This window comes from Pseudomonas sp. 05N36 (assembly GCF_056397385.1).
The window spans coordinates 70,242-83,030 of the sequence record NZ_JBFTNH010000012.1; the positions used below are offsets into that span (position 1 = coordinate 70,242).

General features: G+C 53.8%; 7 protein-coding genes and 1 pseudogene. All 8 read right to left on the reverse strand.

All coding sequences use genetic code 11. The annotated features are described in order from the left end of the window. Positions 1-54: 54 nt before the first annotated feature. Entirely contained in the window at positions 55-4,278 is a 4,224-nt protein-coding gene (locus AC1DIH_RS16290) for an NACHT domain-containing protein (RefSeq protein ID WP_477772465.1), read from the reverse strand. Between the two features lie 523 nt (positions 4,279-4,801). Beyond that, on the reverse strand, positions 4,802-6,760 hold the full coding sequence (locus AC1DIH_RS16295) for an ATP-dependent nuclease (RefSeq protein WP_477772466.1): 1,959 nt from the start codon (positions 6,758-6,760) through the stop codon (positions 4,802-4,804). Between the two features lie 304 nt (positions 6,761-7,064). Beyond that, positions 7,065-7,361: a hypothetical protein gene (locus AC1DIH_RS16300; protein WP_460368308.1), complete on the reverse strand. Its 297-nt coding sequence runs from the start codon at positions 7,359-7,361 to the stop codon at positions 7,065-7,067. Beyond that, a complete protein-coding gene (locus AC1DIH_RS16305; RefSeq protein WP_460373088.1) occupies positions 7,358-8,338 on the reverse strand; it encodes an integrase domain-containing protein in 981 nt (326 codons plus the stop codon). Before AC1DIH_RS16305 ends, AC1DIH_RS16300 begins: the two co-directional genes overlap by 4 nt. Continuing rightward, complete coding sequence (locus AC1DIH_RS16310; protein ID WP_460368306.1) at positions 8,316-8,675, reverse strand: hypothetical protein; 360 nt, start codon at positions 8,673-8,675, stop codon at positions 8,316-8,318. Before AC1DIH_RS16310 ends, AC1DIH_RS16305 begins: the two co-directional genes overlap by 23 nt. Beyond that, positions 8,659-10,059 carry a YfjI family protein gene (locus AC1DIH_RS16315; RefSeq protein WP_477772467.1) on the reverse strand — a complete coding sequence of 467 codons (1,401 nt, stop codon included), beginning with the start codon at positions 10,057-10,059 and terminating at the stop codon, positions 8,659-8,661. The genes AC1DIH_RS16310 and AC1DIH_RS16315 overlap by 17 nt, the downstream gene beginning before the upstream one ends. 1,028 nt (positions 10,060-11,087) lie before the next feature. Further along, positions 11,088-11,408 (reverse strand): annotated as a pseudogene (locus tag AC1DIH_RS16320) (integrase); the annotation flags it as partial. A 21-nt stretch (positions 11,409-11,429) separates the two neighbouring features. Next, positions 11,430-12,785, reverse strand: a complete 1,356-nt coding sequence (locus tag AC1DIH_RS16325; RefSeq protein ID WP_477772468.1) for an McrC family protein — start codon at positions 12,783-12,785, stop codon at positions 11,430-11,432. Positions 12,786-12,789 lie beyond the last annotated feature (4 nt).

The window sequence follows — 12,789 nt, forward strand, 5'->3', positions numbered from 1 at the left end:
TTAGGAGCTGTTTGTAGGATTCTGGGGGTGCCTAGCGCCCCCCTTTCGCAACTCTCAGTCGGATTGCCAGGCCTTAAAGACTGAATTGCCCCCTTTATCGTGCCAGAGAATACCTTCGTAACGCCGCTGCACCGTGCAAGTGTCTTTACCGTCTGGCCATACTGACCTTTCGCCGACAAAAATCCACAGGCACTGAAGTTCGTTGCGGGCCAGATATCCCTGAAAAAATGCTTGCTCACACAATGCGTAATTGTCACCCCTGAAGCGATGGCCGTTGACGAATAGCGCTTCGCCCTCAAGATCGACATAAGTGCAGTGGTCATTGCGCAGCGGTACAAGTGCCAGCTCCCTGGCCAGCCAAGGAGCGGGGGGGCGTGCATAAACGCCATGTGGGACGGAAAGATCGAGGTCATGTTCCCAGTGATAGCCGCAAGTCGGTAACGCATATTCGACCGTCTCGCCTCCAGGAAATTGATGACGCAGCCATTGCTGCTGACACCAGGTCGTACGCCACGACACTTCGCGCAGATAGGCAGTGCTGTCACGTGTTGGCGCCCTCCAGCGCGCATCATCGACAGCGCCTGACTTGCAGAAAAGCTCGACAAATTGACGGCGGTCTTTGTCTTTCACGATAACCGGAAGAATCCGTCGAAATTCCTGCTGCCGCAAACCCTGTTCAGGCGCTTCGTATTTGTCGTCTAGGTTGGAGAGTACGCGTCGCTCATACATCACCCACCACTTCTTACCATCAGGGTCAGTGCGGCACACGAGTTCTGGGAGTAATTCGGCGGGATTATCCCGCACGGGCCACTGCAACACGTCCTTTTCTTCGTCGTGGTTAAAGGCCAGTGGTGGATCGAAAGCCCAGTCATCACTACGCATGTCGCCAGCGCCATCGATGTTGAGCAAGGTTGGATCAATATCCCGTTGGAAGCCAATATCCGCTGGGGTGCGATACATCTCCGGTCCCGGCGGCATGTCCAGCTTATGGTTATCCGCCAACCGACAGAGCAATTCATTTAGGGCCAACCATTGATATTTTTCTGCGATCCGCTCAACAACGGGCCTGTCTCGTGAATATTCAAGCTCCTCAGATTCGTCAGGTGGAAATTTCTCCAGAGTCCATCCCAGGTCGTATGCCCGCTTGGCAATCCAGCGCTGGGCTGCTTTATGCTCGATCACAAGCGAATGCGAACTGTCTGCCCCCCCGGCGCTTGAATGCATCGGCGCGCTCAAGAACCGCTTGATCACAGGCACTATTTCATAGCTGCCGAAGGTTCCGAGGACGCCTGTGCAAGCCATCTCTATTTCGTTGTGACCCGCACGTGCAACGGCTCGTTCAAGCATCGTCTGCGTCACGTTCAGCTGGGGTGGTGCGGATCGATAAGGTGGCTGACATTTGGCTAGGGCGACTGACGTGGCGAGGCAAGATTGCGAGACTGCCAGCTCGACTATTCCCCGAGCGTAATCACGCAGAAGCAGTGACAAGGGAGTGTCTGCTGTATCGAATACATAAAGGTAAGCAGTGCTGGCAAAGCTTTGCAGGCGGTCTGTATTTGGGTCATTGCAACAGGCTCCATACGCCGCTGCATGCAGGCGCTCCAATACATACACATCGTCCAGCCCAGCAAATGCTTCGCATAAGTTGCGGTACAAGTCCGGTCGGGCAATTAGCAGGGAGGCTAAGGCCTTAGTGGCAATATCCCTGACCAGCCGGTTGCTTGAGGTGAGCAACCAGGTCAGAACGATACCACACAGAGACTGGACTTCAGGATCGGTATTGGCAGACTGTTCCAGCAGGCACCACTTGAAGAGCTTGTCCAGCGCGCCTCCGGCATCGGTTGAACATCTGTTGATGTGAACCGACCAACTGACGTCTCTGTCGGCAAGACTCTGACTCATCAGCTTTGTATGCAGCGCTTGTGCATTCCATGGGTGATCAGGGACAACAGCCAGTTCAATGATAACATCAAAATACTCAGGGTCACGTGTCAGCAGGCTATTGAACAGCACTCGCGTGCGTTCGCTGAAGGCCTCTTTGCTGCGCCATCTCAGGCTTTGCACAAACAGACGGCTTAGTGAACCTATTGGCCGCCACTTTCCTTGCGCGGGGGGTAAGGCATCAAGAAACTCCACGCTGAAGCGTTCTGGAATCTGGATCGAAAGTGCCTCCACCAACCCCATCCACATGGAGTTAATTCTCCGACCCTGGTGGATAAACGCAAGGTTTCCGACCTCTAATGCTTCGCGGATATCTTTGACTTCCTCAAGCAACGAGGCCGCCATCATGTGGTCTTGGAAGCGCTGGAAACTGAACCTGACAATCTCATCAAGGGGAAGATCAATATCGTCTTCCTCGGCCTCATCCAAGGAATCAGGGTCTGGATCAAGGCGCAACAACCCGTTGCGATGTAGCACCTCGAACCAGCTTTGATTGGTAGGCTGCGGAAATTCCGAAAATTGTCCTCTTACGATGTTGACGGCCTCCGCTCGCGAGACATAATCGCGCCGATTGGTAACCATTTGCCGAGCAATCAGTAACAACGATTTCCACGTTGGGCCAACCAACTCGTCACCGCCATCGCGACCAACACCCAGATGCTTAGCCACGCTGTTCAAGTAGAATTTAAAAATTTTCCAAGTGCCTTTAAGCCCCTTGGGGAACTGGGTGAGCCCTTCTCGCTTCAATGCCAAGCAAGCACTGCGCAAAAACAATGGATTCACAAATTCTGCAGCCATCCATGGGATGCTGGGCTGAGAAAGGCCCTGCCTGCTCATGTAGACCCGTGCGGCGTTTACTTGCTCCGGGTAGGTATCAAACCCACGGATCTCGAAGATTGGCACTTGCTCACGCACACTTTCGGGCACCGCGTAAGGCATGTACTCAGTTCGGCAACTGATAACCACCGCGATATTTGAAAATCTCGAAAGACGACGCAAAAACGCTGAAATTTCCTTGTGCCAAAAATGGCTGCCAACGCCTTCGTTTATCGCGTCCACCAGGAATAAGCCACGCTGTCTGGCGGCCTGCGAGGCGGCGTCAAATGCTTGAAGGAAGGCGTCAGGAGGCAGGGATCCCAACCCCAATCGATGGGTCATTTGCGACCACAGTTCTTGATCAGTCAACAGATGCCCAAGCACCAGGATTACCGGTCTGCCGTCCGCCACGGCTTTGTCAGCCATCGTTCCCAGCAGATGGGATTTTCCAACGCCTGCCCTGCCTTTCAATAATGCAACGCCTTGCTGCTCTGCCTTGAAGTGAGGGTTAGAGAGAATTTTCTGAAGGTTGCTGAAGGCTTGATCCAGATGGAAGATCGCTTGGTGAAAATACTCTAAGTCGCGCTCTAGATCCTGATCAAGGTTAGTTATAAATTTACTGTAATTCCAACTCCATGTCTTCATGGACTGAAGGCACTGTAAAGCAGCGCTAAGCGTGTCCTCATAACTGCCGTCGAACCAAGGGCAAGAGGCAGGCGCACCTAGGTTTTCCGTCAATGCAGATAACGACGCCACATGGGTTTTAACGTTGGATAGGTGAATCCGAATTTCATTATCCGGTAACGCTCCCAGCGATCTCGTGAGATTGCGCGCCTGAGCAATAGCCGCCAGCGCGCTTTCGAGTTCAGCCTTGATTTCATCGTCGCGTAACATGACTTTAAACAGACGCTCGATTCGGACTTCGACGTGGTCCTGCGAGTGATACCGCTCATCTAGGGATGTAGTTGCTAGGTCGACTTGCTGTTTGAACCAGGCAGATGAGAACTCGGCTTCATTGAACCAGTAGTAACGCAAGCCTTCGGCGATGGGTTTGAGCAATTGGATATTCAGGTCAGAGGCGGACCATAAAATAAAGTCCACCGCAGGCATGCCGGCGTCGGAACGCTGCTTTTCCCATACCTGTTTGTGGTTTTCCCAGTGTTGCCGGCCGCCCTTGCGCGGGCTCTTATTCCCTGTCTCACCAACGTCAGTCAAGTCGCAGGCAATGGCAACGACGTACGTTTTCAGTTCGGGGTGGCATTTGAGAGCCTGTTCTACGGACTTATCAATCTGCGCCCATCCGATGTCCCGGGAGCGGAGAAAAAACTTGGCCTGGTAGCCTACCTTGCTGCCGTCATCTAATAGCCAATAGGCCTCGACACCGCCATCCCCCCCCGAGCCGTCAACCCGACGAAATCGCGCCGATACCTCTTGGGTATCGAGTTTTGCCAGCTGACACACAAGCTCCTCGAAGGATTGCTGCTGGCTGAACTCCTTTCCTCTGATCTTTGAATAATCCATCGTAATCCCATCATCCGAAGCTTGAGCGCAGGCAGCGCGACTCGCTAGCTGATCGTCGCCGACACTAACAGTCTATCAGGCACTCATCGAGGATTGGCCAATAGCCATGACACCTTCGCCAGCTACCAGTTCGACAAGTACTGGCGCGTTTCGGTCAACGGCAACATCTTCGACCGGATCTACTACGAGGACACTAGCGGGCGCTAACACAGCACGCCGCGTAACTAAATCCTTACCGTGCGAGGGGCTTTCTGATCACATTGGTAATGATGAGGCCTGCTAAATGGATTTCATTTGGCCGGCTTCGTCCATTTTGGGCCGAACCAACCGCTTATCCTTGGCTGGTTTCGACCATTGGTTGCCTTTCGTGACCGTCCACTGCGGATCGGTTTCTGCCTGTCGCTACCGGCCGAGATCGATCTATTACATGAAGTAGAAAGCGACCAAAAATCATGTTCAAATTATTTTGGAAAAATGAGGCGCTCCCTCCAGTAGTGCGACCGATATTGCGAAACTTTATTATTTAAATTAATTTTCGAACCATTTCATCCCATGTGCCCAGGGTTATTGTTGAATCATAAGAGTCTATTAGCATGTCAATCTTTGGCAGTCCAGCGGGGTTTAATGAGAGGCCGAGTGAAGTTTCAATTTCACTTATGATTTCTTCAACGTCATCCTTGTTGCAGATATGGTGGATTTTGCGGGCGTCTAGCTCCGCTCTTGCATAGGTGCTGTAGTTGATAAAGTACCTTGCCTCACCTCCAGTGATGACTCCACGAACTCCAAGATCGTTTTCAATTTTCCCAGCTCTGCTCTGGATCTGTCCAGTTATGCTGCTTTGAAACGCAGTGTCGTCAGATAGCGCTGCTCTTTTGCTATTGGCCTTAGCGTCAAAAACCTGATCAATTGCTGCCATAATATCAGCAAGGCTTGGGTTTGCTCCTTTTGCCACAAAAGTTCGATGTAACATTTCGGCCAGGCCTTGTTTATTGCTAAGTATGCTCGACTCAAATGTGTACGAATCCCAGATATGGCTGGGCAAGTTGATTTGCGATTGCAATCCGGTGCCAAGAGCATCAATCTGGCTCCTGGTTATGTAATCGCAATCAAAGATAGCAACACATTTATCCCATATTGTTTGCGAACTGCTAATGCCTTCAATAAAAGTTTTATAATGCCTGATTTTCTGAAGGAATGCGTCGATTCCACCAAAGGCCCAGAAGACCATGTCGTGAGCGTCTCTGCCTGTTGATTTCTCGTATATTTTTCTAATGTAGTTGGCATCAACATCACCCTCAACAAAGATAACCTTTCTGGCCTCAATTATATCTAATAAATCTAATGAGTTTTCATTGCCAAGCATTCGAATCACACTGGAATGAAATGTCGGTTGAATGCCAGCGTGTCTCATCACGTTGCCGTTACTCACAATTGGCTTATATTCGATGCTGGCTGTTCCGTCGCCAGTACTTTCGATATGAAAAATATTTCTTGGTGACGTACTTCTAAGTAGTGACTCGTTATGAGTTGTTATAAATACCTGGGCGTTGTTTGAACGTCTTGTCAGGACCTGAATTAGTCTTTTCTGTATGTCTCTGTGGATGTGTGAGTCAGGTTCATCCAGTAAAACCAAATTCAAATCAGTTCTCGCCTCATACAGGGCAAGCATTAGTTCAATGATCTGAAGTGTGCCACTTCCAAGCAGGGATATATCTCTAGATTGGTCGTGATTTCCAAAGCAAACATTTATATCAACGCTCACATCTTTGTGTATATCTCCTTTCACTTGAAAGGTAACGGGGAGAGCACCGTCGGTTAATATTTTTGATATGTCTTTTTCAAAGTCTTCGTAATTCGCATCAGATTTTAGTCTGGAAATCCTATTCCTCAATACCATGTAGGATTGGCGAGAGACGACGCTATTAGAGATTTGCGGCAATAGTTTGAATTGCTCCCCTGCGACCAAGGAGGCAACAGGAGAAGCGTATATAGTTGAAAATGGCTGAGGTAAATGTTCGAATGCAGTATTTAGCTTTTGAAATTCAAAACTGTCATGACGATCTAGAAATATTTCGTAATTGCTTCCGTTGGCAGCCTTTATAATAATTGGAATTTCTATTTCATCATTTCCTGGGAGTCCTGTGACGGTTACTGAAATCAATATAGGTGATGAAATATTAAGGTTGAAAAAAATATCTTCGTACTTTGATGTCCTGACAGAGGTGATTTTACGATGATCTATATAGTTTCCAAGTTTGTTTCCAAGCCTATAGTCGCCTTGGCGAATGCTTAATCGAGTATCGGAGCGTTTTGCTTTTGTTATTAGTATGCGGAAGCACTCAGACCATAAAGCCACAGCCTCTAGAATTGTTGTCTTTCCTGCATTGTTTACTCCAGTAAAAACATTCAAATGCGAGTCGAGATGTATTGTTGCTTTTCTATAGTTCTTGAAATTATCTATGTGTATTTTCTTAAGGTGCATAGTCGGTAAATACTTATTAATTGTTTGGGGGGCGCAATGGGCCAATACTGAAGGGTAAGGCGATTGGCGTCAAACCTGCCTGCTATGTGCAGCAAAAAATATAGCGACAACGATTTCGCTTGCGTAAAAATCAGATGTTTAAACAGAAAATTACTTACACCGCCTACACGTGGTCTGCATCGCCAGCTATGACGCGAGTGGCCGTTTTTTTGCCATTGCGGCGGAGTTTTTCGAGTAGGTTCATCCGCAAGAAAATATCCACGCTGAGATAGATGACGGCGGACAAGTGAGCCTGGAAGACTGCCTACCTACGATTACTCGAGCGACCGATCAGCATTTCTCGGTCGTTCCCTAATCGCTTCCAGACCAATAGGGTGGTGAGTCGATAGTAGTACTGGGTGGCGTCGGAGTGGTCTTTTAGGTGCTGTGTGAAAAACCAGCGCACATGCTTGAGCTGCCAAGTCCAGGGATTATCGCGTTGCCATCGTTGTTGAATGGCCACTTGCATGATTCGGGCTTGGCGTAGGTGGCGTTGCTGAGAGGCCTTCGAGCCGGACAGTACGCCGCTCAGGAACAGCGTCATATCAAAGATCTTGGTCACGCTCGACCTCCAATGTAGGCCGAAACCACATCGATCCGGTTATGCCCGAGTTCAACGCTGATCTGTTGCCGCGTCTGTCGATCAAGGTTGCGGTCAATGCGATAGCAGTGACCACCATTGATCGGGGCAGCGTGGCCAGTGAGCTGCTCGTAACGTTCGCAAGCGTAAGCCGCTCGCAGTTCATGAAAGCCCTTCAGCCCGTGTTCATGCAACGTTTCACGGGCGGGGAGCACGGTCTGTTGCAGGAACGCGGCGTAGCTTTCGTCTCGGGCCAGCAAGTTGCGGCTATGGGGTGGCGACGCATGACGAGCCAACTGCAGCGCCGCCTTCACCTCGTCATTAGCCACAACCCATCGCGGCGCTGAAGCGCCTGAGCGGCCACCTTTGGTGCCGTCCTGAATGTTGATGCGGCCTAAGTGTTCGGCTTCGCGGTGCAAGCGGGGCAGGTCAGCCAAGATCGCTTCGCGCAGGCGCATACCGGTTGTTCGGGCCAACAGGACAATCGCGGCCACCCGCTCGTGTTGCTGTTCGCCGAGCGCCTCGAGTACTCGCCGCACCTGTTGGTGGTCTTGGCCATCTGGCGCACGGGTGCGTACGCTCAAGCGCTGTTGTCCCAACGCCTGACTCGGGCTGGCGATCCTCACGTCCTGATCACCGCGCAGCGCCGCGAGGGTGCGGTTGACGCTGCTCAGGCGGTTCTGCGCGGTGGCGATGCGGAGTTCACCTTGCTGGATCTGCTGGCGCAGGTAAGTGGCGTAGTCTTGCAGCGTCCGTCGATCGATCTGACGCGCATCGTTGTAACCGGGGCCGTCCTCTGACCGACACCAACGCACGAACGCTTGCCAGCGATCGCTATGCGCTTTGACCGTGGCGAAGTGGCCACCGGCAAACAGGTCCTTGAGCGCTTGCGGGCCGGCGTAGCTCAGCTGGCGGCCGTAGCCGAAGTTGCGACCATCACGCCGACCGACCAAGGCCATCATCATCACCGTCTTCGTTTTTTTGCAAAAAGAGCAGTAAGGCTTTCCAGTGGAGGCTGAGCCTGTCTACCTGCTGCCAGTGTGTTGGGCGGATCAGGAGGGTGTTCTCGTGGTGTTGCAGCAGTGCCCCTTCCTCACGCAGTTGCTCAATCAGCAGGACGAGGTAGGCAGGATCAAGTGGTGGTGTTGCGACAGTGGCGACAGTGGCGACAACCCGAGTCGTTTCTGGCCTGGGGCGCGGCGACAGTGTGGCGACAGAGGTGGCGACACGCCGCGATTCTGGCTGCGGTTGATGTTGCGCTTGGTAGCAGCGCACCGCGTCATTGAGCCGGAACATGGCGTACCTCGAAGGTTCTTCCATCGCGACTGCTTAGCCAGCGATGAGTGATTAGTACGACCAATAAAGAGGCGGTATGGTCAGCGCTCTTGCGGGCAAAACGAGGGCCGTTGCGATTGACGTCTCGGATGCTGAAGTGGGTCCAGCCTTTCTGCACCAGCCAGCGCAACAGCCGATCCGCCTCTTCGCGTCGGCTATTGACTGGCTCCTGTTCGGTCAGGCGCTGGATCTCGGTCAGGTAGTAATCCATCAACGTGGAGGCGCGCTGGATGTGTGCTTCATCCAACTGACTGGCCTCTTCAACCATGGCCAGCACGCCCGCGATGCGCAGCACATTCGCCGGGGCTTTGCCCGCGAAAGGCTGGACGCCGGCTAGCTCGCCGAACTCGCCAGACTGGCACTCGATGGTGTCGTGAATATCAATCCAGGCACGACGGGCACGGGCGGTCAGCTCGAGCGTGGCGGGATTGAGTGAGCCATCCTTGTGAAGCGACCAGGGCTTTTGCAGCAGGGCGGTGATCCGCTGTTGGTAGCCCTGGACTTTGGCATCTCGGGTCAGGTCTATTGCCTTGTAGAGTCGCTGGCCAGCCAGGCGCTCGGGCCAACTGATCAGGCAACGGCCGAGGATGCCTTGGCCATTGATCACCGGGTCTTTGAACAGTTGGTTGGCCAGGTAGGGCTGCAGCATCAGATGCAGACTGAGGCGGCGGTCATAGGCGCGCAGGCTTTCTCCGGCCATGGAACGCGCCCGGTCGATCGGGCTACCATCCCACAGTGTCGACAAGGTGGTGATCGCCTTGAGCAGGTTCTCTTTGCTCATGGTGCTGCTGCCCAAGAACTGGCCACCTTCATCATTGAACAAGCCCATGCTGGGCAAACCATGGCACAGGCTTTTGACCAGAGCCTCAATGGTGGGTTCGGCAATGATCAGTCTCGGCGGTACCGGCTCGGATAGCTCACTGCCTTCCGCCTCCGCGTGTTTCTTTGAAGTTTTGGGTTTGGTCATGATGCTGGTAGCGGCGCGATAGGCTTTGAGCTTCTCCGCGTACAGGGTCCACTGCTGTCGCTCCCAATCGCGCGCCGCCTTCAGTGCCAGCTGATCCACCGCGCTTTTGCGATCACCCGAGGACGCCACCGTCAGTAGGTAGAGGGACAGCGGATAGGTTCGGCCGTCGAGTTGGACATTGGCATGACCCTGACTCACCAGGGCCGCGCTGGCCAGCACCGATTGTGCAGCCATGGCGCAGGGCACGCCGATCACCTCGGCCAGTCGGTCGACCGCAGGGCCCAACAGTTCTCCGAGTGCTTCGACCGGGTAGGGCACTGGCGCCTGCTGGACCTCCAGCAATGGTTGTGGTGGCTCGAACGCTTCGCACAGTTGCATCGCTATTCTCCTGAAATTATCGACTTCGTCCTCACTCATCCCGCCACGGTTGTTGAGTGTTATCAGGGATCAAGGCCCCTGCGACCTGTGAGGGTTGTCCACTCACGCGGGACTGACGGCTCCTTACGACCGGGAGCTTGGGCATCTCATGATCCGGCCTCCTGAACACCGATAGCGGTGGGCGGGTGGAGGCTGCACTGGCTGACGAAACCAGCGCCGCGAGATCCTGAGTCGTGTGAAGGCAGTGATTTGATGACTGGGGCATGCCTGACTGTCAGTCAGGTGCAGTCCATTCCGTGGGCTGCGGCACCGTCATCGGCATCGCTGTGGCGAATGAGCATTCGGTGTTTGTCACGCCGATTGTCACGATGGGGAAAGCCGCAAAGACCCGTGCGAGCAGGGCTGCAGCAGTGGTAGGAGCGCCCGTCTCTTTAGGGGGCAAAGAGACGGGCAAAAACTTGGCGCAAGAAATGGCCAAGCGGATAAATTGCTGCAGAGCAGCCAGGAGGGGGCATGAGTTGCCGCAGTGGGCATTCTGGAAGAAGTGGCATCCATCACATCGCTGTGACCGTGCGAGCCGCCGGACGCTAATCGCACTTGGGGAGAACCGCCACGATGTGGCTTAGCCTCAAAGGTTCTGGCTACCTGGGTGCTGTCGAGGACAGCGCTTGTACGGTTCTGGTTTAGCGCTCGTTCTGCTAGCGGTCAACAGTATTTTGGGGGCGACTCTTGCGCCAATCGGCAGCGCTGGAAATTCTTGGAAGTCGGTGGCATTACATGGCCGGGTGGTCGTTCGTCGGTTTTTAATGTGAGCCCATGCGAGAGGGAATGCGGAGCCTTCCCGCCCGCATGGGCTTAGCCGGAAAGGCCCAAAGAGCGAGACTTGCAAAGGCGACAGTCGCCACCTCTGTCGTCATGCTACAGGCCAGGTATTACGCGGGTTGTCGCCGCTGTCGCCGCTGTCGCCAAATCAACCATTACTCCATCTGGGGAGTCATTTTCGGTTACCGGCGGCGTCCGATGAGCGCTCACCGTATTGGCACGACATTGCGGTTCCTGGCGTCATTGATGTCGGGTACCGACAAGCTGCCCGTTGCTGCTTTCTGGATGTGCTCACTCCTACCAGCCATCATCGTACGTCGGCGTTCGATGTCGTCCGCTCGGTTCTAAGCGCTTCGGACTTCGTCATTGTCGACATGCGCCAGCGCGACTTCGATCAGCTCCGGATCCCACCCATGCTCGTTCGGGATGGTGCTGGCCATGGAGTGCATGCCGCAGCTGACCAACCGGCCCTCGAAGCCCATGCGTTTCAAGGCCATGTTGGCGGTCTGGCTATTGCTGCTCTGGCGATCTACGAGTGGAACAGGTTGTCAGTCGAATGTCGGCAGCTCAACTCCGGAAGTAACTTCCCTCTGCGTGTCCTTGAACACTGCAGTAAACGGCGCGCCGCCCGGAACCAAAAGCTGGCGTGACTTCAGGCAAAAGGGCAGCACCCATAATCGCAGACCCTCTATTTTAGGGAACTCGAATACTGATAGCGGCCGGTCGAATGCGGCCGTCTTGGGGTAAATCAGCACCACATCCCCCGTTCCATTCAGGTAGCTCTGGCCGTAGGCCTGCAACTGGTAGAAGTCGCCTTGCGCGAGGCCGTACTTGCTCGTGCCATTGGCCTTCAGTCCATCCAGCAGTTTCCACTTTGCGTCCAGGACCAGCAGATCCTTGTTGGTATCCCGGATCAAAAGATCTGGCTTTAGACAAAACCAGTTCTGCTCTCGATGGCGAACCATGTGATGACTGCGTGTTTGGGTTTTCAGGACAAGCGACCGCGCCAGTTGTTTCGTGAGATGCTTGGATACAAACGCTTCGAATACTGCCTCCATCGGGAACAGCAGCGACGGAGCATTGTTACCGCCGCTGCCTGTCAGGGGGGACTGCTCGTCTAGGATCAACTTCGCCCAAGCCAACGCATCGCCGTAGTAACCCATGCCCCGATCGAGACGCACCTGCTGGAAATCGATCCGTGGCTGCGCTGAGACAGGGACCTCTGCAAACACGAACTCCAACTCACGGGCCAGTTGCTGATGAGCCTGAGACGCCGACAGCATCAGCACTCGTCGCAATGCTGCGTGCAGTAAGCGGTTCTCCGGGCGATCAATCGAAAACTCGTCGTGCTCTGTAAAGAAACGGTCCGCCCTGTACAGGTTTTTCCGCAGATGCGATGCGATCATCAGCTTGCCGCGAAGTGCAAACAGGTTGTCCTGCCGATAGGAGTAGTTGCTGCGCAACCCTCGTTTGACGATATGCCCTACTGTACGCAGAAACTCGACAATAAAAACTTCCAGCAAGGGCATTCGTGCAGCCGAGAGCTTGGCGCTGTCGGTTTGAATGTGGCGAAAGCCTTGAAGACAGCAGAGCATCTCGATTAGAAGTTGACGCGCCTCCATTGCACCGCCACCTATCGCTTTGCCGACCTTGGGAAGCACCTCGATCTGGTAACCGTCCGGCGCACGGATCACTCCGACAAAACTGGTGACCTGAACGACACGATGCCCACGCCGCTGAGTCAGGCGCAGCCATTGCGCACCACTTTCATTGGTGGCCCGCAGGCATTGGCGCTCAAGCCATCCGTATACCTGGTCCGGGATTGTGTGCAAACCCTCGGAAGACGTGTCCCCAGATGTTGCTGCTATCAGTACGTCAAATTCGTAGATCGAGATACCACTCACGCGC

Excerpts from the sequence above, each read along its gene's own strand:
- AC1DIH_RS16290 (WP_477772465.1), bottom strand. The coding sequence starts at position 4,278 with ATGGATTATTCAAAGATCAGAGGAAAGGAGTTCAGCCAGCAGCAATCC.
- AC1DIH_RS16305 (WP_460373088.1), bottom strand. The coding sequence starts at position 8,338 with ATGGCCTTGGTCGGTCGGCGTGATGGTCGCAACTTCGGCTACGGCCGC.
- AC1DIH_RS16310 (WP_460368306.1), bottom strand. The coding sequence starts at position 8,675 with ATGTTCCGGCTCAATGACGCGGTGCGCTGCTACCAAGCGCAACATCAA.
- AC1DIH_RS16295 (WP_477772466.1), bottom strand. The coding sequence starts at position 6,760 with ATGCACCTTAAGAAAATACACATAGATAATTTCAAGAACTATAGAAAA.
- AC1DIH_RS16315 (WP_477772467.1), bottom strand. The coding sequence starts at position 10,059 with ATGCAACTGTGCGAAGCGTTCGAGCCACCACAACCATTGCTGGAGGTC.